This window comes from Bacillus timonensis, assembly GCF_004799755.1.
GTDB classification, from domain to species: Bacteria; Bacillota; Bacilli; order Bacillales; family Bacillaceae_L; genus Ferdinandcohnia; species Ferdinandcohnia timonensis_A.
Map to the genome: position 1 here is coordinate 16,287 of NZ_SLUB01000035.1, position 21,928 is coordinate 38,214.

The following is a 21,928-nucleotide window of genomic DNA, read 5'->3' on the forward strand; positions in this document are numbered from 1 at the left end:
TATAAAATGGTCTACCTTTTTCCTTTGTCATAAATTTCACCCAATGCTCTTGGAGCACGATTGGATTTAGAGAAAAAGATTAATAACAATAACGTTAATACATACGGTAAAATCATGAATAAATCCGTGAAACTACTTGGTAATGCCATTGACTGAGCAATATACGAGCCCCCAGATTTTGCAAAACCAAATAATAGACAAGCCGCTAACGTTGGGAGAATCCGCCAGTTCCCAAAAATCAATGCAGCGATGGCTAAGAATCCATATCCCATATAAATATTAGAAGAAAAGTTAGCTGAAATGGAATAGGCAAAACACATCCCACCTAGACCTGATAGTAGCCCCGATATCAAAACCGCAGAAAATCGAACTTTTGCTACATCTACACCGGCTGCATCAATCGAATGTGGATTTTCCCCGCTCGCTCTTAGACGCATACCGAATTTTGTTTTATATAAAAGATACCAAGCAAAAATAGCAATCACGATGATAATCACTTCGAAGGGATACACATTCGTAAAGACCGCGCCAAGCACAGGTATATTGGCTAAACCTTCAATTGTAAATCGCTCTGATACGCCTAATCGAAACTTGTCCGAAGCTGATCCAAATACGAGTGCATTAATTTGGGTTGTTAAGAAAGTCGTTAAGGCTAGAGCCAAAATATTAATGACCACACCACTGATGACTTGATCAGCCTTAAACTTAATACTTAGAACCGCATGAATAATGGAAAATGCCATTCCACCAATCATTGAAAATAGTAAAGCTACGTAAAATAGATTTTGAATATCTGTACCAGAAGCATTTGCGATTAAAACAGCTGACAGCGCTCCGATGAACGCTCCGAAACCTTGAAATCCTTCAAGTGCCAGATTAGTAATACCACTCTTTTCACTATATATACCGCCTATTGCGATGATAAAAAGAGGCAGAGCAAAGGATAATCCATCAATAATTATTGTATCCATTATGATTCAATCTCCTTTCGTTCCACTTCTTTTTCCTTCAAACGGCTAACTTTATATTTCATGTATGCACCACATGCACTAAACAATAGGATTAATCCGATGATTACAGAAGAAATCTCTTGTCTGATACCCGCCTGTGAACTCATATATGTGCTTCCCTGATCAATGATAGATACTAAAAATGAAGAAAAGATAATACCTATTGGATGAGAGTTTCCTAATAGTGATACAGCAATGGAATCAAAACCGATACTTGATAGCACTTTTGGTTGAATGGAAGCAAAGTAACCTAAATAATAAGTGACACCTGCAAGACCAGCCAAACCTCCCGAAATCGTCATGGCTAAGACTGTGTTTCTTCCGACATTAATACCTGCATATTTTGCTGCATTTCGGTTAGACCCTACTGCTTTAATTTCAAAACCGACCACTGTCTTATCTAAGAAGAACTTTATTAAAATAGCAATAATAATGGCCAACAGAAAGCCTAATGGGATATCCATTTTTAGGTTCGCAATATCGACATTAACTAATGTCAGTCTTGCTTCATCTGAAATATATTTGGATTGTCTTGAAATAGGATCGACATAATACATTTGAATAAAAAAGCTTATGACATATTGAGCAATATAATTTAACATAATCGTTGATACAACTTCATTTATATTAAACTTATATTTGAGCCACCCTACTAATCCTCCCATTAATCCTCCAGCAACAATTCCGATTACTAATACAAGCGGCTTTGCAATGAAAGCATCTAAACCACTGTAACCAACGATAATCGTTGCTAAAAAACCAGAGACAAGCATTTGACCGGAAACTCCAATATTAAATAGCCCCGCTCTAAATGCAACAGCAACCGCTAAGCTGGCAAACACAAGTGGCGTCATCGCATTTAGCAAACTTAAAAAATCCGTTAACATACTCTTGTAGCCTGCATAGGAAGGCTTTGGCATGATCCCTGCCCCTTGAAGTAGATTATAAAATGCTTGTAATGGATTTTTACCAATTAAAAGGATAACAATCGCTGCCGCAATAAAGCTTATCAGGATGGAGACTAACGGAATTGTAATAGGTTGCCATTTCTCATTACTTATAGGTCGAATAAGACGATAACTTAAGTTGTTTTTCATTTTATCTTTACTCATGCTTTGCCCCCATCATATATTCGCCTACTTCATTCGTCGTTAGTGATTCACTACTAGCAATCTTTTGAAGTTGGCCGTTATATATCACTCCTATGGTATCCGCTACATTCATAATTTCATCTAATTCCAATGAAACAAGTAAAATCGCTTTTCCTTGATCACGTTGTTGAATGATCATTTTATGGATGTTCTCAATCGCGCCAATATCTACTCCTCGAGTTGGCTGAACGAAAATCATGAGTGGCGATTGTAATTCGATTTCGCGAGCAATGATGGCTTTTTGCTGATTACCGCCACTCATCGAACGAACTTGTGTCTTATTACCTTGACCACTTCGAATATCAAATTTATCAATCAACTGGCTGCCAAATTGCTCAAATTCCTCCGTTTTCAAGATTCCTTTACTAGCAAATGGCTCCCGATAGTACTGCTTTAATGCTAGATTCGTTGATAAATCAAAATCCAAAACAAGTCCAAAGCTTTGTCTATCTTCAGGGATATATGAGATTCCCGCTACTGTTCTGTTTCTTATACTTTCGTTTGTAATATCCTTACCTTCAAGGAATATTTTCCCACCGCTAACCTTGGTTAAGCCAGCAATGGCATCCGCAATTTCAACCTGTCCATTATCGGCGACTCCAGCAATAGCAAAGATTTCGCCACCGTGTATGGTAAAGGACACATCTTTCACGACTTCAAATCCATCTTCATTTTTAATGGTTAGATGCTCGACCTTCAATACTTCCTCTTTAAACTGAGCAGGTGCTTTTTCAGATTCAAAGCTTACCTCTCTACCAACCATTAATTGAGCCATAAGAGTAACCGATGTTGTCTTTACATCCAACACATCAATTAATTTGCCTTTGTTCAATACTGCACATCGGTCTGCCACTTTTTTAATTTCATCTAATTTATGAGTAATTAAGATGATGGTTTTTCCAGCATCTCGAAGACCCTGGATAATACCGAGTAGGAATTCAATTTCTTGTGGTGTTAGAACTGCAGTTGGTTCATCAAAAATAAGGATTTCGGCTTCACGATAAAGCACCTTTAAAATTTCCACCCTTTGCTGCATGGAGACAGTAAGATCGGCAATCTTTTTCGTCGGATCCACCTCTAAGCCAAAGTTTTTAGATAGCTCTTCAATTTTACGATTGGCATTTCGAAGATCTACATATGGAAAGAGCCCTGCAAATTTTTTAATGGGCTCAACCCCTAGGATAATATTCTCGGTAATCGTATAATCGTAGACTAACTTAAAATGCTGATGGACCATTCCTATGTTAAGCTTCGCTGCATGGTTAGGCGAGCTAATTTGCACCTTTTTTCCACGAATAAAGATTTCTCCCTCATCAGGTTCGTACATCCCGCCTAAAATACTCATTAATGTTGATTTACCTGCACCGTTTTCTCCAAGTAAAGCAAAAATTTCTCCTTTTTTAATACCAATGGATACATCATCATTCGCTACTATTCCAGGAAATCGTTTGGTTATATGTTTCATTTCTACAATATAATCAGACATCGTTCTTCTCCTTTATCACAATAATAGGAAATAAAAGAAGTTCATCATTCACCTAAAATGAGGAAATGATAAACTTCTATTAATTTATTTCGTTATTGTGCTCTTTTAATCTTATAGTCCTGGAAACTCTTCTGGAGTATGATCATTGAAATTAGATGCAGGTACGATTGTACCTTCTTTCACTAATTCGTAAGCCTCATTCATTTTGTTGAGTGTATCCTCTGATAATTGGTGACGACCTTCTTCTTTAATAAAACCAGTTGAATCTGTGTCTGCATAAAGAACGACATTTCCACCTTTAAAAGTTCCATCCTCAACAGTATTTAATGTCTTTTCGATATTCATCGCCATGAATTTTACCGCAGATGTTAATACGATGTTTTCAGAACCATTTACACCGTCATCAAATTGGTCAACGTCTACACCAATTACTTTTACGTCATCTTCAGCTTCCTTAACTGCTGTGAATACCCCATTACCAGTACCACCTGCAGCAACAAAGATGACATCCACACCTTGTTTAATTAACGCATTACCGATCACTTTACCAGTTGCTTCATCTGCAAAAGATCCTGCATAGTTACCACCGACATCGGCACCAGTTACATCCGTTCCTGCATAACCTGATAATTCTACCATTTCAACATTTTTTCCAAAAACCTTATTCACGTAATTCACACCTGATTCAAAGCCAAATTGATAATTTACATTTGACGGATAGGCTATACCATTTACTACCGCTACTTTATTCGATTTTGTTTCAAGTGCTGCAGCCATTCCTGCAAAAAAGCCACTTTCTTGTTCAGCAAAATTCATTGCATAGATATTATCAAAATCTGTTTGGTCACCTACAGGTGCTGGCTCAGAGTCATTTAAAATAAAAATTTTATCAGGGTTTTCTACAGCGATACTCGAGATACCTGCAAATTGAAACCCAGGTGTTACAATCACATCATAGTCTGCCACAATATCAGCTACTGCTTGTACAGCCGCAGCTGGATCACCCGTTTCTTCTTTAACAGCTTTTACTGTTGCTGTTGGATGTTCCTCAATAAAGCTTAAAATTCCGTTATAGTTATCTTCATTAAAACTACCATCATCCACGCCTGAAGGGCTTGTAACAATCGCAATTTTTAATCCTTCTTCACCGTTCTCAGACTTAGCTTCATTTCCATTAGCTGAGTCACTTCCACACGCTGCCATAACCGCAGTCATTAAAGCAATAAATAATATCATTACGATTTTCTTTGTGTTTTTCATCGAAATGATCCTCCTCTGTAAGTCATGTTGTATTTTTTCTGTAAAAATTAAAAAAGCACCGAGATATACCGGTGCTTGACTTGTAGGAAGGTAGATAACAGAAACAGAAATAAAGCATGCGCTTATCTCCATTTTTATATACGCAACCTCGTAGTCAAGCTATTTATGGTAGCTTGGTAGAAACTTTCGGGCCATATCCCCAATATTATACGAGAATAATATTTAATTTTTACTCACTCATAGTAGCATCATAAATTGTACCTGTCAACAAAAAGCGGATGTTTTTTCTAAAATAACATTTAACATTCGGAATTGAGAAGGTTTTCATTTAAAAACAACCATCATATTTTGGAAAATAAAGGTGAGTTCTTGTGTAATACTAATGTTTGCCAAATGAACGTATGCTGTGTTGCGATCAGGATAAAATGTTTCAATCCTGTGATAAATATTAAAAGTGAGCACGTACTGTTTATTTTTCATAAGATTAGCTTTATAATGGGACACTAGGTAATTTTAGGAAAAAATTATACATCTAGCTTAAGGAAGGAGATCGATTATGAAAAAAATGATGTTTACATTAGTAACCGGTCTAATGGCCGTTGTTTTAGCAGCGTGCGGAGGAAATGAAGAAAGTAAAGAAAATAATGCAAAAACAGCAGAAACCGTTCAGCAGGATCAACAACAAAATCAAATCGAAGAAATGCAAAAGAAATTAGAAGCACAGCAAATAGATGAAAAGAAAACTGTGGCCATCGTGAATGATCAAAAAATTTTAGGAAGCGATTATAATAGCGCTTTAGCATCTGTTCAAGGATTCATGCAGCAAATGGGACAAGATCCGACTTCTAAAGAAGCTGCAGAGCAAGCCAAAAACCAGACAATTGACAGCTTAATCGGACAAACTCTTCTTCTTCAGGAAGCAGACAAGAAAAACTATAACGTTTCTAATGAAGAAATTAATAAGCAGATAGACGAAATAAAAAAGCAGTTTAAAACAGATGAAGAATTCGAAGCCGCTCTTAAAAAGTCCGGCATGGATATGAAAACATTTGAAACTCAAATAGCTGACGATCTTAAGCTTAAACAGTACGTAGAAAAAGAAGTACCGGTTGGTGAAATAACCGATGAAGAAATTCAAAAAATGTATGACCAGTTTGCGGAACAAGGAAAGAGTACTGGCCAAGAAGTTCCAAAGCTCGAAGAAGTAAAACCGCAACTCGAACAATCTCTTCAACAACAAAAACAGCAAGAAAAACTTGCTCAGCAGGTTGAAGAGTTAAAGAAAAATGCAAAGATTGATATTAAAATTTAAGATGGTACACACAAAAACGAACAAATCTAGGGTTTGTTAACAAATAAAAGAAGATGACTCTCTACAAAACGTAGTCTCATCTTCTTTTTTGTTGCTTTAAAAACGCATTCTGAATACTTTATTAGTAAGTGGATATAGAAATTTAACCCCTTTTTTCGTTAGCATATCTCCTATAATATGCGAAAGATAGGCTATCGTGGAAATAAGAGCCAAACTGTCCACCCCCGTGCTAACTTGTAACAGATAGGACATATACCACCAATAGGCCAATGCCCAAATCGTATGCGTTAGACCCCGGTGCGGAAACCAACCTGCTCCCCCTATGTATAAGGCAAACATAAACAACCACCACAGTTCATTCGTAAATCCATAATATAGAAGGAATATACTTAAAACGCCCATTAGAATATTTTTCAACGTTTCCTGGCTCTTCAGCGAAAGACCGATAATGACTGCTCCCCACCCAAAAAGCAGAAGTTTATTTTGTTCTGTAAACCATTGTTCATTTAGGAAAGACAAGTGTTTTACATCTAAAAAATATGTTACCAAAGCTAGAACCATTAATAGCACACCGACAAATGCCCCTACTTTTTTAATTAGTTGAGCCGTCTTCGTTACACGTTTATTTAATAGATTATTTCCGTCTAAATCAGGAGCAAGCGAAGCTATTCCTGATGCAACTATAAAGAAAGGTATCGTTGCGAGTGATTGGCTAACAGACGCCACCGCTCCTATCCCTAACCCTATTGTTAAATGCGTTCGACCTTTCATGCTGCCACCTCTTTGTTGTTGACTATTTTTCTACTAGAAGTTATCCAAAAATCAAATTATACCACAAAAAACACTAGAGCTTTTCCTGATATAGATTCTTAATACGTAATCTGATACTAGTGCCGTCACAAAGTATTTATCCTTACATAAGATGGCTTATAAGTAGTAGAAGAGAATGGGAGGAAAAAAATGTGCCTTCAGTCATCAATTTAGGAATATTCAATGTCAATTCTCCCCAACCAAGCTCAGTCGTGCAAGTTGGTGAATTAGTCGTTAATGGTATGGATGCAAACAGAAAACAAAATCTAAACCTTGCTGGTATGTATGGTATCGGCAATGCCAACATTGGAAATCTTAATACGATTACAGATAGCTTTGAAGGAATGGACGGAGTAATTTTTGATCAAGATATTAAACCTAATTTTGGAGGAAATGTCTAAGCTGTTTAAAATATAGACTTATACTATCTAAAAAACAACAAACCCTTTTATTAACCAAGGGTTTGTTGCTTTTTTATATTGTTATGAAGGTTTTGGTTTTTCTCTTGTTCTTGTTGCTTTTTTGATGTTGGACTTTGCTCGTATTTAGATAGCGATGCTTTCATATGAGCAAGGTTATTCTTATCACCATGAATATTTCCAAGTCCCTGGTTATGCTGTTTACTATTTTGAAAGTCTTCAATAAAATTGTTACCAATGCTAAAGCACGAGGCACTTTCAATGACGCCAATTTTAATCGTTCCAATCTGGAAAGTTGGAGATAAAATAGCTGATTCCATTATTTTATTCCTCCTCCCATTCTAGAACATCCTTAACCCATTCATTGTTTATCACTGAATTTTCCTTTCCGGATAAGTCTCCAACGATTTCTGTAATCACTTTATTTGTACGAAAATTTTTATGTGTATTCGTTTCCCCAAGAAAAAAACCTGAAGAATCACCAAGACTCGTTATTGTAATGTCCCCCAGCTTTAATTTGAGCATTTTATCCATTTCTCCTTTTACTTGATTGTTATCTTATTGCACGGCAGCCATTTGAAACGTATAGGGTTATTGCCCACTTTTCTTATGTAAGATATTCTAATTTCTAGTGGAATGTCACTCTCTTTTTTTGGGTCATATCACCATCATCATTCCTTAAACATACAGTACAATAAACGAATTAGATTCGATTAAACGTGGTGAACATTAGATGATAAGCTCCAAACATATTAACTTTACCGGCGATATACATGTACAAACGATGCAAAGGCAATCAGGTATATTTATTGGAGAGCGGAACTCAGCGTTCGGCTGGAGTGCACATGGAAAAGAGAATCGGGTGATTGGAAGTATTAGTGGTCAGTCTAATCTGCTTCTTCACAATACGCTAATTTTAAATGATCCTGATATTGTAGATACCCCCATTGATGACCGTGACATAAATTTGCACGTTGAACAACCAAACGACAATCATACAACGAATCTTACCCTTGAAAGCGTAAACGTTAATGCAATGACGAATAATAACTCCTTGAGTATTGGAAAGGGACATATAAATGGAATGGATGGTAATAACAAAAATAATTATTCGATAGGTAATCTATATGGGCATGAAAATCAGATTAGACATAATGTCAATTACGTAGATGACCAGGATGGAGTGGATGGAATTATCAATGACCAAGACATTAAAATTACAAATATCGAAAATGATGAATCTATGTGAAGATCATTGAAGTTTGCAAATCATTTATCTAAGGATCATTTCGGAAGCGATAACCCTTAGAGGTTTTCACAATCTCTTCCTTAGGGGCGGATGTTTCTGATAAAGTTTCTTTTTTCAGCAAATTACTATTCACTTTTAGATCAAGTGATTCAGCCAAATCGCCCTTACTCATAATATTGTTTCCGATCATCAACTTTCCGCTTAACTCGTCAATATCAAGATTATCTAACTGAAAGGTAAGGTTTTCCAGATGTTCAATTTGAACATGTTCAATCTGAATTGATTTTGCTTCACTTCCCTTTTCTTTCTGCTCTAATAACTCAATAATTCGATCTAATTTTGTTAATAACAGAGGGTTTATTTGTTTTTCTTTTTGTTTTTTTATAAAAGAAAAGTATTTAAACATAATTTCCCCCCTATATATAAATGGATTTGACCATAATGACATCTATACTTGCCTTAAGGAATGTTATTGCATTTATACAAACTTTATGCGTTTGCATTTGCAGTTAGTATATAAATCCGAGGGAGATTCGTAAATTCCGATTGTTTTCCGTTTGCATTTGGAAAGAACGTACGGCATCTAACTAGAGGATTCGTAAAAAGACCTTTTATCAGGATGAAAGGTCTTTTAGATTAAGAGTCTAAAGGAAAGTGTGAGCAATATCATTGCTAATAAATTTGAATGCTGTCGAACAAGCATGTAAAAACACGTCAACTTTTTAAAAAACTTTCTTCTAAAATTTTTTGTACTACTTCATCAATAGATAAGTTCGTTGTATTTAATTCAACAGCATCTTCCGCTTTAACAAGTGGTGCTACCTCTCGTTTGGAATCCATTAAATCTCTTTTTTCAATTTCGCTTTTTAATTCTTCCAAATCAGTGGAGATGCCCTTTTGAATGTTTTCCTTCTGTCTTCGCTTGGCTCGTTCCTCAACGCTTGCTACTAGAAATATTTTGACTTCTGCATTTGGTAGCACATATGTACCGATGTCTCTTCCATCCATAACTACACCACGGTTTTCTGCAAGAGTTTGCTGGCGTTTTACCATCTCTTCACGAATACTTGGATGTTTCGCTACAAAGGGAACATGGGCCGTAACCTTTTTGGAGCGAATTTCATTCGTTACATCAACTTCATCGAGTAAAACAATTTGCTCCTTTTCTTTTTGACTTAGTTCTATTTCGGTATGTAATAATAAATGAAGCAGGCGTTCCTCATCCTCTAAATCAATGTTATGATTTAATGCATTCAATGTTAACGCACGATACATGGCTCCAGTATCTATATAAGTATAGGAAAGTATTGCTGCAATAAGTTTTGCTACGGTACTCTTCCCAGCCCCTGCAGGTCCATCGATGGCGATGGCGATGTTCTTTTTTTCTTCCATAAATAGGTTTCATTCCTTTCAGAGAAGAATCGACAAATTCTATGGATGGTTAATTTTTCTCACCTAAAAGTTCAGGAACTGTAACAAACTCATAGCCCTGTGCTCGTAATTCGTCAATAATTTTTGGCAGTGCCTCTACCGTTTCAAATGGTCCTTCTGCGTGGTAGTTATGCATTAGAACAATCCCGCCTGGAGTAACAGTTTCCTTTACATTTGAAACAATTTTCTCCGCCGACACCCCGCTCCAGTCCTTTGTATCTGCTGACCACTGGATTGTAAGGTAGCCTTCATCTTTCAGTAGCTCTATCTGTCGATTTTCAATTTCTCCAAATGGCGGACGAAATAATTTAGTTGTTTCTCCTGTTAATATTTCAATTTGTTCGGAAGTGAAATGCACAGTTTGATTTAATTGCTCGTCCGTCAACCTAGTAATATGCGGATGTTCCCAAGTATGATTTCCTATCGCATGTCCTTCTTGGTGAATTTGTTTAAGTTGTTCTGGATACTCCTCGACCCTCTTACCTATTACAAAAAAGGTTGCCTTCACATTTTTTTCCTTTAAGATTTCTAAAACTTTTGGAGTATACATATTTTCAGGACCATCATCAAATGTAAGAGCGATTCTTTTTTCACTAGAATCTGTATCCCCCATAAAAGCTCCTTGATTTTTTATTGGAAGGTTAATCGCCTGTCCCGGAAAAATCGTATACGGAGGTGCGATTTGTGGGTTTGCATGTTTTAACTCGGACTCAGAGATTCCCAGATTGCTAGCAATTATAAATAGGGTTTCCCCTTCTTTTACTTCGTGCATGTTTGGATTTCCGTTACTTTCCTCCTTTTGATCTTTTTGATCCTTTTGTGCCTTTTCCATACTAAAAACAGATGATTGCAATTTATTCAGGCCAACATTGTCGCTTTTGTCAAACATTAAAAGCCAAGCTAAGATTAACACCGCTATAATGAATAGTATTGAAATGGACACTTTCTTCATCATGTTGTTCCCTCCAATCCTACTTTATTGATTACTTATTCGCTTAATTGTCTCTTCTAGGGTTAATACCTCTTTCGAATATGGATCTCTATATAGTGGATACAGAATATAGGCACCTGCAAATAATTCCTCAACGGTTAGCTTTCTTTTTCGTCTTCTAATTAGCTGCCGATCATCTGTTAATCCCCAGCCAGAATAAAAGGGTGCCCCTAAAGTCGTTACGGGGATACCCCTTAATAAAGCTTCAAACCCTGAAAGAGAAGTAATGGTATACACATGATCAATGGTTTGAAGAGAGTCAACTAAACTAAGAGGTTCTTCAATTATTTTAGCTAAATGCTTCACTTCAACTGGATTTGATTGCTTTTGCCTTCTGCCTGTTAATACATCAGGGTGTGGCTTGTAAATAATTTCAGCATCGGGATTTTCCTTGTATGCAATTCGAACCAGGTCATTATTTGTCCACTTTTTTATGCTTCCTTTAAGAATGGAAGCATCATCTTCAACTTGACCAATCACAAGAATTCTTTTTTTAATCTTTTTTCCATAGATATCATGGATATCTCTCAAATCAATGTGATTGTATTTACTAATACCAAGGTTAATTAACAGTCCAATGCACTGCTTTGCTTGCAATAATAATGTTTGATCCTCTTTAAAAGGATAGTTGTTTAAGATTTCTTCTAAATCACTAGGCTGGGATGCATCGAAATACATCCCCTTTTTATCTATACATATTGAAAATGGAGGTGTATGCATAGAACCTAGTCCTTTTGAACGAACAAACCCATCCTCTATTCTCTGAACAGGAATATCATTGGTTTTCGCATATTTTAGTAAATCATCATCATGATTAAATCCCCAAATCATAAATACTTTAGTTGGATATTTCTCTATCTCGAATCGCAGAAACTTAAGCTTATAATCAAAAGGAACAAAACGAATGTCATAATGATCTAGGTATGCAGATAGATACGATTGTTTCCACTTTGATACATGAAAAAGAAAGGCAACAGGTTTGTTCGTTTTTTTAAGCGGCCTTATTTTCCAATAGACAACTGTTAAATAAGCTAAAATTACTTTGACTATTTTTTTAATCTTTCGTTTGAATTCTTTCATTTTTTTATCCATCTGATTCGACTTTTTTAATCATTTCTTAAGCTAATTGTAAGTTTTCTTCTTTAAGTATATTTTTAAGAACAGATCTTTCTTTTGGATTATCGCAGGTATACCCTAAAATATTTTCACTGTTAATGGGACCTTGGATTTTATAAATCCAATATAGAATTAACATTTCAGTACTAGGTTTAGCATTAAGTTTCTTAACTAATTCTATATAGATCTGATGTGGCGCAGTCTGTACAGGTTTTCCTGCATCTATAAAATCAACAATAAGGTCCATACCACTTTGATTCGTATGTTCTAGATTTGCACCATTGATAAGGACTAGATCAAACTGATTAACATTTCTTCTGCCGCACTTATCATAATTTGGCTCTTTCATCCATACATTTGTTTTTGTACCATAATCAAGGGATTTCGGATATTCAATAGAGTAATTATCTAAACGAATGACTAATTTTCTATTATTTACCCATTCACCTTTACCTATATCTGCTATGGAGGCATGGTTTCCTACAATGCAAATATCACCATTCGCATCTCTGACCATTTGTTCAAACGTGCCTGCAAATTCCTTTAACTTCCTATAATTAAAGTTCTCCATATCTGAACCTTCTATTAAATCAGGGCGTCTTTCATATACCATAGACGTTAACGAAAGATATCTAATTTGGTTAACAATTTCACTATCCAGCATGATTGCTCTTTCTACAAAGCCAAGTGCCTGATTGTAAAACCCAGCATCGTTCTTAATAGCTGCTAGTAGCATCAATTCCTCTGCAGATAAGCCTGCTACCTTTCTTTCTAATCTGCCTGCTAAGTTCAAGCACTCTTTTGTTAATCCTTCGTTCTCCCAAACGTATTTCGTTAAAAGTATCTGGAAATGATGATCATTCGTCATGTTTATTGCCTCATAGAGATATGCTTTTGTTTCTTCGGAAGATCGATTTCCACTTTTTATGTTTACATCAGCAATCTTATAGCATACATTGGCTTTCATAGCATAATCTTTAGTCATTTGAAGAACATCTTTGTAATAATCAATACTCCGATCATAATCATGCTTAAATTCACTTAATTGAGCTAATTTTAAGTAATGGTCTTGGACATTTACTTCTAATTCAATCGCCTTATTAATTAAAGTTTCTAAGTCGGCTATTGCTATTTCATTTCTGCTTTCGTCTACTTCACTCATCATATGATTTATTTTAGATAAAAGAAGTTCATCTATTGTTTGTTCACAATCAATTAATTTGTTCGTTTCAAGACTAATATATCTTGGATACAATAAATAGGCGCCAGCAAATAATTGTTCAATGGTAAGTTTTCTGGTGCGCCGGTCATTCTTTTGTCTGTCATCTGTTAGGCCCCATCCCGCATAAAAAGGCGAGCCAAAGCATGTTACACTAATTCCTCTAATTAAAGCCTCAAATCCTGATAAGGAAGTAATCGTGTAAACATGGTCGATTGTTTTAAGAGAGTCTACTAGACTTAACGGATCTGTAACAACTTTTGAAATATGGGATACAGCCATTGGATCTGACACCATATTCCGATGACCAGTTAATACATCTGGATGTGGTTTATAGATTATTTCTGCATCTGGATTTTCCCGATAGGCTGCCCATACCAGATCATTATTGGTTATTTCTCGATTACAACCATATTTAATAGAAGCGTCTTCTTCCACCTGACCGATAACTAAAATACGTTTTTTCGTTTTCTTTCCGTAAATTTTTTCGATATCTGTTGGACCCACATGATTATATTTACTGATTCCAGTATATATTAGTTTTTCCATGTTTCTTTTAGCGGTTTCTATTAGTTCTGGGTCACTTTCAAAATCATAGGTTTGCAAAATATGTTCCAGTTGGGATGGCCCACGGGAATCAAAATAAAGTGTTTTTTCATCCGCAACAATAGACATTGGCAAATTATGACCTGCACCCAAACCAAGAGAACGAACGAAACCATCTTCAGCTCGAAGTAATTTAATCCCTTTTTCCTCTGCATATTCACGAATTTCATCTAATTCCTTAAATCCCCAAACTATAAATACGAAGTCAGTTTTGTCAATCATGAATGGCAGCAGTTTATCTAAATCGGCTTTTCCAAATACAAATGCTGTTCGATATTCTGGAAAGAAATGACTCATGTGTTCTCGTTTCCATGGGTTAAAGCCAAACATAAATGCAATTGGTTTATCTGTGTCTTTCCAATTACCCCCAACTTCTTCATATGGTTTCTTCATTTTCTTTCGTTTTTCTAACAGCTTTTCTTTGAATACCTCTTCTTCTTGAGCCCGTATCGATTTGATTTTTTCTACCAATTCATTAATCGCTTCCTCACAATCAACTAATTCGTTCGTTTCCAAGCTCATATATTTTGGATATAATAAATAGGCGCCGGCAAATAATTCCTCAATCGTTAACTTTCTTGTACGACGAGTATTTTTTTGTCTATCATCAGTAAGACCCCATCCTGCATAGAATGGCATACCAAAGCAAGTTACATCAATTCCTCTCATTAATGCTTCGAATCCTGACAAGGAAGTAATGGTGTAGACATGGTCAATCGTTTGAAGGGCATCGACCAGACTTAAAGGTTCGGTAACAACTTTTGCGATATGTGCTACATCTTTTGGATTTGAAACGATATCTCGATGTCCAGTTAATACATCAGGATGAGGCTTGTAAATAATTTCTGCATCTGGGTTTTCATTATAAGCGGCCCATACCAAATCATTATTGGTTATTTCTCGATCACATCCGTATTTAATGGATGCATCTTCTTCTACCTGACCAATGACTAAGATACGCTTTTTTGTTTTCTCCCCATAAATTTTCTTTACGTTGATTGGACCGACATGATTATATTTACTAACACGTGTATGTATAAGTTTTTCTATATTGGCTTTTGCCTTTTCTATTAACTCTGGATGTTTTTTAAAGTCATAGGTTTGAAGAATCATTTCTAATTCAGATGGTTCCTGAGAATTGAAATATAGACCTTGTTTATCTGCAACGATGGACATAGGTAAGCTGTGTCCTGCACCAAGATCGACTGATCGAACAAAGCCATCTTCCGTTCGAATCAGCTTAATTCCTTTTTCTTCTGCATACTCTCTAATTTCATCTGGTTCTTTATAGCCCCAAACGATAAATACTATATTTTCGTTTTCAAAATAGGGCTTTAAACGTTTTAAAGTAGCACTTCCAAACACAAAGGCCGTTCGAAATTCTGGAAAGAAATGCTTGATATGTTCTCGTTTCCACGGATTAAAACCAAACATAAAGGCAATTGGTTTATCAGACTTTTCCCAATTAACTCCAACTTCTTCAAATGGCTTTTTTTTCATTTTCTTCGTTCCCTCAGCTAGTTTTTGTATGTTTTCTTGTTCGTCTTTAGGTCGTTCCAATTTAATTTGTTCTGTAAGTTCATCAATTGCTTGTTCGCAATCAATTAGTTCGTTCGTTTGCAAGCTAATATAACGAGGATACAGTAAGTAGGCACCAGCAAATAATTCCTCAATCGTCAAATTCCTTGTACGACGGTTATTTTGTTGCCTGTCATCTGTTAAACCCCACCCTGCATAAAACGGCAACCCGAAGCATGTTACAGGAATTCCTCTAATCAATGCTTCAAATCCCGATAAGGAAGTAATGGTATATACATGATCTATTGTTTTAAGAGAGTCTACTAAACTTAATGGTTCTGTAACAACTTTTGAAATATGAGATACAGCCATTGGATCGGATACCATATTCCGATGACCATTTAGTACATCTGGATGCGGTTTATAGATAATTTCTGCATCCGGATTTTCACGATAGGCTTCCCATACCAGGTCATTATTGGTTATTTCTCGATCACAACCATATTTAATAGAAGCATCTTCTTCCACCTGACCAATAACTAATATACGTTTTTTCGTTTTCTTTCCGTATATTTTGTCTATATCAGCTGGACCCACATGGTTATATTTACTAACCCCAAGCTCTATTAATCTTTCCATATTTGCCGTTGCTCTACTTAATAAATCCGGATGACTTTGGAAATCATAGGTTTGAAGAATCATTTCTAGCTCAGAAGGTTCTTTGGAATGAAAATAAAGGTACTTTTCATCGATCACGATAGACATGGGTAAACTGTGGCCTGCACCTAGATCGACTGAGCGAACAAAGCCATCTTCCGTTCGAATTAACTTTATTTTTTTCTTTTTTGCATACTCTCTAATTTCATCAGGTTCCTTATAGCCCCAAACAATAAACACCATATGATTTTTATTTTTGGAGAAATATGGCGATAAACGATATAAATCCGCACTTCCGAAAACAAAAGCTGTTCGATATTCAGGGAAGAAATGACTAATATGTTCTCGTTTCCAAGGATTAAAACCAAACATGAATGCAATTGGCTTCTCTGAAGAATTCCAATTGGTTCCTACTTCTTCAAATGGCTTTTTTTGAGTAGTTTTATTTTTAGGTTTATACAGATTTAGTTGTGAGAGTGCCTTTTTGATGGTTCTTTTTGTTTTTTTCTTCAACTTCATTTTCAATCCTTTCCACAATCTCATTCTGATATATGTTCAGCGCTGAATCTACATCCCCAAAATACACTACTTCCCCCTTGTCTAGTACTATTGCTTTTTCACACACTGCACGTACCTGATGTTCACTATGAGAAACAAAAACAATCGTTTTCCCTTTAAGGTAACTTCTTATTGCACGCAATGCCTTTTTTCTAAACCGTTTATCCCCTACTGCTAATACTTCATCTAATAAAACAATGTCCGTATTAACATGAATCGCTATTGAGAAACCTAACCTTATTTTCATTCCTGAAGAGTATGTTTTAATTGGTTTATCGATATGATTTTCCAACTCAGAAAATGCGATAATATCATCGAGGATATTATCAATCTCCTTTTCTTTTAATCCAAGTACAACTCCATTTATATAGATGTTTTCCCGACCAGATAATTCCTTTTGAAACCCGGCACCTAATTCAATGAGTCCACCAATTTTGCCATTAACATTAACTTCTCCTTCTGTCGGTGAAGTGACACCTAAAATGACTTTCAATAATGTACTTTTACCAGAGCCATTATCACCTAAAATGGCAACAGATTCCCCTTTATCAATAGTTAAAGAGATATCTTTTAAAGACCAGTTTCCTTTATTTTTTTTCTTTCTTAAAAGCAATTTATCTCTAAGACTAAATAATCTAGTTGGATTCCCTTGATACAATTTTCCAACTCCATCTAATCTGATAGCAATATCCTCCATTTACCCTCACCCTTAAACAACATCTGCAAAATTTTTTTCTAATTTTGAAAACGTAATAGACCCTACAATTAAGATTACGATACTAAAAATAAAGGAATAACCTAAAAGTGTCATATCGGGAGGCTGGTTATGCAGTAAGGCTTGCCTGTACCCATCAAATATTCCAGTTAATGGATTATACGCCATAATCAATTGAAATTGTGATGGAATGGTGTGATAGGAATACATGATAGGTGACAGATATCGCCCTAAACGTAAAATGATTGGCGTTACTAAACCAACATCACGAACATAGGCGTTTGTAGAGGATAGTAACAACATTAATCCCAGCGTCATGATTATTTGAATAAGCAGAATTGGAATTGCATATAAAGCATTAATACCTGGTACAATGTTGTAATACCATAAAACAAGAATTAACCCGATTAACGTGACTCCAAAATTTATCGTTTCTGACAACAATTTAATAAAAACTAATGCTGGACGGTAAAAATTCCTCTGCCTGATTAAACCAGCGTTACTCACAATAACTTTCGACGAGGCACTTACCGCCTTATTGAAGTACATCCAGGGCAACAATGCTACAAATAAAAATGGAGCATAGGGTAACCCTTCACTTGGCAGCCTTACAAAAACGGAAAAGACGATAGTAAGAACTATTAATAACCCCATCGGTTCAATCAGAATCCAAAGTTTTCCGAGCAGTGACTGTTTATACTTAGATATAATCTCCCTTTTTGAGAGTGTTTTTATAAAATCTCTATTATTCCAAATTCCAGAAATTGGTTTACCCATAATCAAAGCACCTTAATCATTCATTTTTTCAGTATGTTAAAAGTATTTCACTCTAACCTTTACAAGATGTTGCAAGTCCAAAATAGTTTTTGAGTTGATTAGTGAACCACTTCAGCTGATCTTCGTTTATTTGCTTTTCTGTCTTCACCTTCTGCTGTGTAGCCTGCTCAATTAATGGGAGACCTTTCACATCCATACCTTGTTCCCTCGGAATAACATGCACATGAAGATGCCGTACAGCCTCACTAATTGTAACGGCATAAAGCCTGTCCACATGCAGTATTTCAATTAGTGCTGCTTCCACATTTTTTATTAGAATACCCAATTCGTATATTTCATCATTTGTAAATTGGGCCCAATTTTCAACATGTCTCTTTGGTTCAATATAGACATATCCTAAAATTTGAGAAGCTAGCGGACCTGGTGTAATCACCCAATTCTTACTCTCATATATTGTATCTGTCGGATATCGATGTTTTTCGCAAATTGGACAATCCACTGGTCCCCACTCCTCTTGTTTTATTGGATAACTCTTACCTTACCAGCTAAGTAATCTTCGATTAATAGTTGATAATTTTCTTGGACAGAGAGGATCTGGTCGATAATTTCACGCACCGCACCCTCTCCACCATTTTCATTCGCCACATATTTCGCATTTTCTTTGACAATAGGTACAGCATTGTTTGGCGCGCAAGGTAACCCGACCTCTTTCAAAATTGGAAGATCGTTAATGTCATCCCCTATATAGCAGATTTGCTCAAGATCTATCCCTAAATCATTCTTAATTTCCCAAAGAACATCGATTTTATCGTGAATTCCTTGGTAGAGATAATCGATTCTTAATTCATTTGCTCTTTTCGTTACTGCATTCGATTTTCTTCCCGTAATAATAGCCGTTTTTATTCCTGTATAATGTGCCAGACTGATTCCCATTCCGTCTTGTGCATTGAATGCCTTATACTCTTCACCGTCTGAACCAATGTATAGTTTTCCATCAGTTAATACACCATCAACATCTAGTACAATTAATTTAATATCCATTTATAAGCCCCTTACACTCCTAGTGTCATGAGGTCCCGCACTTGAACCATTGCAATCGGACGATTTGCAAGATCCACGACTGGTAAGACATTTACCTCATTTTTTTCCATAAGTTGGACAGCTTCTTCTGCTAATGCGCCTTGTTGAATCGAGATAGGTTTTGGATTAAGCAACTCTGCTACATCCATATCAAAAACTGTATTCGATTTCGCAAGCGCACGACGAATGTCACCGTCTGTTAGAATGCCTATTAGTTTACCTTCTTTATTAATAACGGATACTCCGCCCAGTCCTTGTGCGGTCATTTGGAATAGTGCTTCTTTTACAGTTGCTGTTTCAAACACGACTGGATTATGTTTAGTATCTTCTATGACATCATTTACAGTTAGTAGTAATTTTCTACCTAATGAACCAGCAGGGTGAAATAATGCAAAGTCTTCTTTTTTAAATCCTCTAGCTTCCAATAGTGCAATCGCTAGCGCATCACCCAATGCAAGAGTAACAGTAGTACTTGATGTAGGAGCTAACCCTAAAGGACATGCTTCTTGAACATTTCCAATACTGAGAACAATATCAGACTTTAAAGCCAATGTAGAATAAGGCTTTTTCGTGATTGAAATAATCTTGGCACCAATCTTCTTAATCGATGGCAGCATTTGCAGTACTTCATCTGATTCTCCGCTATTAGAGATAGCAAGCAATAAATCATCTGACGTGACCATTCCTAAATCGCCATGCAAGCCTTCAGCTGGATGCAAGAATAGGGACGGTGTACCTGTGCTCGCCATCGTCGCATTTATTTTTCTTCCAATAATTCCAGATTTACCAATGCCGGTAATAATTAATCTACCCTTACATTCCAAAATAAGATCAATGGCGTTTTCAATAGATTGCCCGACACTGTCATGCAGTTCCAGGATGGCATACGCTTCTTTTTCCAAGACTTCCTTTACAGTAGTTAAATAATCTACTTTTGGTTCTACTGATTGCAGCATTAAATCCAGCCCCTTTTGGTTTTGTTTTAAATACTAACTTTGCTTGGCTTCATTAAACGATCAATTTCAACAATTGGTTTTAACACTTCTTCTAGTTGATCAAGTTTGACCATGTTTGGTCCATCCGATTTCGCTTCGGCTGGGTTTGGATGTACTTCCATAAAGAGTGCGTCTACACCTACTGCTGCTGCAGCTCTGGACAGATGAGGAACATACTCGCTCTTTCCACCAGTAGATGTACCATTACCTCCAGGAATTTGTACACTATGTGTGGCATCAAAAACAACTGGTGCACCTAGCGCTCGCATTTCAATTAATGAACGCATGTCCACAACTAGGTTGTTATAGCCAAAAGTGGACCCTCTTTCAGTCAATAAGATATTCTCATTGGCTGATTCTCGTAATTTATTCACCACATTTTTCATATCCCATGGTGCAAGAAATTGACCTTTTTTAACGTTGACGATTTTTCCAGTTTTTGCAGCGGCAACTAATAAATCGGTTTGGCGGCAGAGAAACGCGGGGATTTGTAAAATATCTAGAACTTCTGCAGCTCTTTCAGCCTGGGATGGGTCATGAATATCAGAGGTTACTGGAACATCGAAAGTTTCTTTTACTTTTGCTAAGATTTCTAATCCTCTATCCATCCCTGGCCCTCTGAATGAATGGATGGAAGAACGATTTGCTTTATCATAAGAAGCCTTAAAAATAAATGGAATGTTTAACTTGGTTGTAATTTCTTTAAGTTGTGCAGCGGTTTCCATGATTACAGTTTCACTTTCGATTACGCAAGGTCCTGCGATTAATACAAATGGGTTGTTCCCTCCAAAGATGATGTTTTCGTTTAGTTTTACAGTGTTAGACATGTTGTAATCCTCCTAAAATTTTCTCTACTTTTTCAATATCTTCTGGTGTGTCGACACCGACTACCTGATAAGATGTTTCTACGACTTTAATTGGATATCCGTTATCTAAAAGGCGGTGCTGTTCTAGTACCTCTACTTCTTCAAGATTTGATGGTGGCAATTGAACAAATTCATTAATCACTGCTTTTGGATAACCGTATATCCCAAGGTGCTTATAATAAGTTGTTTCTTTATTTGCGCGATTGAATGGAATCGCGGATCTTGAAAAATATAGGGCAAACCCTTGATTATTTGTAACTACTTTTACAACATTTGGGTCAGACACATCATCTATATTTTCAATCGGTGTTTTTGCCGTAACGACAGCATCAGGCGCTTCTTTCGCTGCTTCTACAAGAGCGTCCACTAACTCAGATGGAATTAAAGGCTCGTCCCCTTGAATATTCACATAAAAATCGCCTTTTACTTTGTTTGTTACCTCGGCTATACGGTCAGAACCTGTTTCATGGTCGGTTCTAGTCATAACGGCATTGCCACCAAAACTTTCTACCGTTTCTTTTATTTTTTCATGGTCAGTTGCTACGACAACTTCATCTAGCAACCTACTCTCTGCAACTTGCTCGTAAACTCGTTGAATCATAGGCTTCCCGTTAATTAAAGCTAATGGTTTACCTGGAAATCTAGTAGAACCATATCTTGCTGGAATAACGCCAATTACTTTCATCTCTTACATGCACCTCA

At 36.3% G+C, this 21,928-nt stretch carries 22 protein-coding genes and 1 riboswitch; of the genes, 3 read left to right on the forward strand and 19 right to left on the reverse strand.

Features of this window, described 5'->3' with window-relative positions:
- Positions 1-11 precede the first annotated feature (11 nt).
- The 4 genes from E1I69_RS16535 to E1I69_RS16550 all read right to left on the reverse strand — a co-directional run bounded on the left by E1I69_RS16535 (position 12) and on the right by E1I69_RS16550 (position 4,907).
- On the reverse strand, positions 12-971 hold the full coding sequence (locus E1I69_RS16535) for an ABC transporter permease (RefSeq protein WP_136380671.1): 960 nt from the start codon (positions 969-971) through the stop codon (positions 12-14).
- Entirely contained in the window at positions 971-2,122 is a 1,152-nt protein-coding gene (locus tag E1I69_RS16540; protein ID WP_207308561.1) for an ABC transporter permease, read from the reverse strand. The genes E1I69_RS16535 and E1I69_RS16540 overlap by 1 nt, the downstream gene beginning before the upstream one ends.
- The gene (locus tag E1I69_RS16545) at positions 2,115-3,647 is read right to left on the reverse strand and encodes an ABC transporter ATP-binding protein (RefSeq protein WP_136380672.1); all 1,533 of its coding nucleotides are present in this window, start codon (positions 3,645-3,647) and stop codon (positions 2,115-2,117) included. The genes E1I69_RS16540 and E1I69_RS16545 overlap by 8 nt, the downstream gene beginning before the upstream one ends.
- Before the next feature lie 111 nt (positions 3,648-3,758).
- Positions 3,759-4,907, reverse strand: a complete 1,149-nt coding sequence (locus E1I69_RS16550) for a BMP family lipoprotein (RefSeq protein WP_136380673.1) — start codon at positions 4,905-4,907, stop codon at positions 3,759-3,761.
- Positions 4,908-5,038: 131 nt separating this feature from the next.
- Positions 5,039-5,140, reverse strand: a riboswitch (purine riboswitch).
- 323 nt (positions 5,141-5,463) lie between these two features.
- On the opposite strand from E1I69_RS16550, the gene E1I69_RS16555 reads away from it, so the two are divergent.
- Positions 5,464-6,219, forward strand: coding sequence for a SurA N-terminal domain-containing protein (locus E1I69_RS16555; protein WP_136380674.1), 756 nt, complete (start codon positions 5,464-5,466; stop codon positions 6,217-6,219).
- A 96-nt stretch (positions 6,220-6,315) separates the two neighbouring features.
- On the opposite strand, the gene E1I69_RS16560 is transcribed toward E1I69_RS16555, so the two are convergent.
- Positions 6,316-6,990 carry a metal-dependent hydrolase gene (locus E1I69_RS16560; RefSeq protein ID WP_136380675.1) on the reverse strand — a complete coding sequence of 225 codons (675 nt, stop codon included), beginning with the start codon at positions 6,988-6,990 and terminating at the stop codon, positions 6,316-6,318.
- Positions 6,991-7,181: 191 nt separating this feature from the next.
- Here E1I69_RS16560 and E1I69_RS16565 point away from each other — a divergent pair, with 191 nt between their 5' ends.
- Positions 7,182-7,430, forward strand: coding sequence for a hypothetical protein (locus E1I69_RS16565; RefSeq protein ID WP_116354357.1), 249 nt, complete (start codon positions 7,182-7,184; stop codon positions 7,428-7,430).
- A gap of 50 nt (positions 7,431-7,480) precedes the next feature.
- Here E1I69_RS16565 and E1I69_RS16570 read toward each other — a convergent pair whose 3' ends face one another.
- Together E1I69_RS16570 and E1I69_RS16575 are read right to left on the reverse strand one after the other, a co-directional pair.
- Positions 7,481-7,768: a hypothetical protein gene (locus tag E1I69_RS16570; protein WP_136380676.1), complete on the reverse strand. Its 288-nt coding sequence runs from the start codon at positions 7,766-7,768 to the stop codon at positions 7,481-7,483.
- A gap of 4 nt (positions 7,769-7,772) precedes the next feature.
- Positions 7,773-7,973 (reverse strand): hypothetical protein, encoded by a 201-nt coding sequence (locus E1I69_RS16575; RefSeq protein WP_136380677.1) that lies wholly within the window; start codon positions 7,971-7,973, stop codon positions 7,773-7,775.
- Positions 7,974-8,181: 208 nt separating this feature from the next.
- Between E1I69_RS16575 and E1I69_RS16580 the strand changes: the two genes are divergently transcribed.
- Positions 8,182-8,697 carry a hypothetical protein gene (locus tag E1I69_RS16580; protein ID WP_136380678.1) on the forward strand — a complete coding sequence of 172 codons (516 nt, stop codon included), beginning with the start codon at positions 8,182-8,184 and terminating at the stop codon, positions 8,695-8,697.
- Between the two features lie 28 nt (positions 8,698-8,725).
- Here E1I69_RS16580 and E1I69_RS16585 read toward each other — a convergent pair whose 3' ends face one another.
- The 12 genes from E1I69_RS16585 to kdsB form a co-directional block, all read right to left on the reverse strand.
- Positions 8,726-9,103 carry a hypothetical protein gene (locus E1I69_RS16585; protein WP_136380679.1) on the reverse strand — a complete coding sequence of 126 codons (378 nt, stop codon included), beginning with the start codon at positions 9,101-9,103 and terminating at the stop codon, positions 8,726-8,728.
- 308 nt (positions 9,104-9,411) lie between these two features.
- A complete protein-coding gene (cmk, locus tag E1I69_RS16590; protein WP_136380680.1) occupies positions 9,412-10,089 on the reverse strand; it encodes a (d)CMP kinase in 678 nt (225 codons plus the stop codon).
- A 49-nt stretch (positions 10,090-10,138) separates the two neighbouring features.
- Entirely contained in the window at positions 10,139-11,083 is a 945-nt protein-coding gene (locus E1I69_RS16595; RefSeq protein WP_136380681.1) for a polysaccharide deacetylase family protein, read from the reverse strand.
- Between the two features lie 21 nt (positions 11,084-11,104).
- Positions 11,105-12,199 (reverse strand): capsular polysaccharide biosynthesis protein, encoded by a 1,095-nt coding sequence (locus E1I69_RS16600; protein ID WP_136380699.1) that lies wholly within the window; start codon positions 12,197-12,199, stop codon positions 11,105-11,107.
- A 37-nt stretch (positions 12,200-12,236) separates the two neighbouring features.
- Positions 12,237-16,754, reverse strand: coding sequence for a capsular polysaccharide biosynthesis protein (locus E1I69_RS16605; RefSeq protein ID WP_161974920.1), 4,518 nt, complete (start codon positions 16,752-16,754; stop codon positions 12,237-12,239).
- A complete protein-coding gene (locus tag E1I69_RS16610; RefSeq protein WP_242634624.1) occupies positions 16,690-17,451 on the reverse strand; it encodes an ABC transporter ATP-binding protein in 762 nt (253 codons plus the stop codon). Before E1I69_RS16610 ends, E1I69_RS16605 begins: the two co-directional genes overlap by 65 nt.
- 51 nt (positions 17,452-17,502) lie before the next feature.
- Positions 17,503-18,285, reverse strand: a complete 783-nt coding sequence (locus tag E1I69_RS16615; RefSeq protein ID WP_136380684.1) for an ABC transporter permease — start codon at positions 18,283-18,285, stop codon at positions 17,503-17,505.
- Positions 18,286-18,337: 52 nt separating this feature from the next.
- On the reverse strand, positions 18,338-18,784 hold the full coding sequence (locus tag E1I69_RS16620; protein ID WP_136380685.1) for an HIT family protein: 447 nt from the start codon (positions 18,782-18,784) through the stop codon (positions 18,338-18,340).
- 20 nt (positions 18,785-18,804) lie between these two features.
- Positions 18,805-19,326 (reverse strand): KdsC family phosphatase, encoded by a 522-nt coding sequence (locus E1I69_RS16625; protein ID WP_136380686.1) that lies wholly within the window; start codon positions 19,324-19,326, stop codon positions 18,805-18,807.
- Between the two features lie 11 nt (positions 19,327-19,337).
- A complete protein-coding gene (locus E1I69_RS16630; RefSeq protein WP_136380687.1) occupies positions 19,338-20,321 on the reverse strand; it encodes a KpsF/GutQ family sugar-phosphate isomerase in 984 nt (327 codons plus the stop codon).
- Between the two features lie 26 nt (positions 20,322-20,347).
- Complete coding sequence (gene kdsA, locus E1I69_RS16635) at positions 20,348-21,187, reverse strand: 3-deoxy-8-phosphooctulonate synthase (RefSeq protein ID WP_136380688.1); 840 nt, start codon at positions 21,185-21,187, stop codon at positions 20,348-20,350.
- Positions 21,180-21,911, reverse strand: a complete 732-nt coding sequence (gene kdsB, locus E1I69_RS16640) for a 3-deoxy-manno-octulosonate cytidylyltransferase (protein ID WP_136380689.1) — start codon at positions 21,909-21,911, stop codon at positions 21,180-21,182. The genes kdsA and kdsB overlap by 8 nt, the downstream gene beginning before the upstream one ends.
- Positions 21,912-21,928 lie beyond the last annotated feature (17 nt).

Excerpts from the sequence above, each read along its gene's own strand:
- E1I69_RS16605 (WP_161974920.1), bottom strand. The coding sequence starts at position 16,754 with ATGAAGTTGAAGAAAAAAACAAAAAGAACCATCAAAAAGGCACTCTCA.
- E1I69_RS16575 (WP_136380677.1), bottom strand. The coding sequence starts at position 7,973 with ATGCTCAAATTAAAGCTGGGGGACATTACAATAACGAGTCTTGGTGAT.
- E1I69_RS16580 (WP_136380678.1), top strand. The coding sequence starts at position 8,182 with ATGATAAGCTCCAAACATATTAACTTTACCGGCGATATACATGTACAA.
- E1I69_RS16615 (WP_136380684.1), bottom strand. The coding sequence starts at position 18,285 with ATGGGTAAACCAATTTCTGGAATTTGGAATAATAGAGATTTTATAAAA.
- E1I69_RS16535 (WP_136380671.1), bottom strand. The coding sequence starts at position 971 with ATGGATACAATAATTATTGATGGATTATCCTTTGCTCTGCCTCTTTTT.
- kdsB (WP_136380689.1), bottom strand. The coding sequence starts at position 21,911 with ATGAAAGTAATTGGCGTTATTCCAGCAAGATATGGTTCTACTAGATTT.
- E1I69_RS16585 (WP_136380679.1), bottom strand. The coding sequence starts at position 9,103 with ATGTTTAAATACTTTTCTTTTATAAAAAAACAAAAAGAAAAACAAATA.
- E1I69_RS16630 (WP_136380687.1), bottom strand. The coding sequence starts at position 20,321 with ATGCTGCAATCAGTAGAACCAAAAGTAGATTATTTAACTACTGTAAAG.
- E1I69_RS16555 (WP_136380674.1), top strand. The coding sequence starts at position 5,464 with ATGAAAAAAATGATGTTTACATTAGTAACCGGTCTAATGGCCGTTGTT.
- E1I69_RS16540 (WP_207308561.1), bottom strand. The coding sequence starts at position 2,122 with ATGAGTAAAGATAAAATGAAAAACAACTTAAGTTATCGTCTTATTCGA.
- E1I69_RS16550 (WP_136380673.1), bottom strand. The coding sequence starts at position 4,907 with ATGAAAAACACAAAGAAAATCGTAATGATATTATTTATTGCTTTAATG.
- E1I69_RS16600 (WP_136380699.1), bottom strand. The coding sequence starts at position 12,199 with ATGAAAGAATTCAAACGAAAGATTAAAAAAATAGTCAAAGTAATTTTA.
- kdsA (WP_136380688.1), bottom strand. The coding sequence starts at position 21,187 with ATGTCTAACACTGTAAAACTAAACGAAAACATCATCTTTGGAGGGAAC.
- E1I69_RS16570 (WP_136380676.1), bottom strand. The coding sequence starts at position 7,768 with ATGGAATCAGCTATTTTATCTCCAACTTTCCAGATTGGAACGATTAAA.
- E1I69_RS16545 (WP_136380672.1), bottom strand. The coding sequence starts at position 3,647 with ATGTCTGATTATATTGTAGAAATGAAACATATAACCAAACGATTTCCT.
- E1I69_RS16595 (WP_136380681.1), bottom strand. The coding sequence starts at position 11,083 with ATGATGAAGAAAGTGTCCATTTCAATACTATTCATTATAGCGGTGTTA.
- E1I69_RS16560 (WP_136380675.1), bottom strand. The coding sequence starts at position 6,990 with ATGAAAGGTCGAACGCATTTAACAATAGGGTTAGGGATAGGAGCGGTG.
- E1I69_RS16625 (WP_136380686.1), bottom strand. The coding sequence starts at position 19,326 with ATGGATATTAAATTAATTGTACTAGATGTTGATGGTGTATTAACTGAT.
- cmk (WP_136380680.1), bottom strand. The coding sequence starts at position 10,089 with ATGGAAGAAAAAAAGAACATCGCCATCGCCATCGATGGACCTGCAGGG.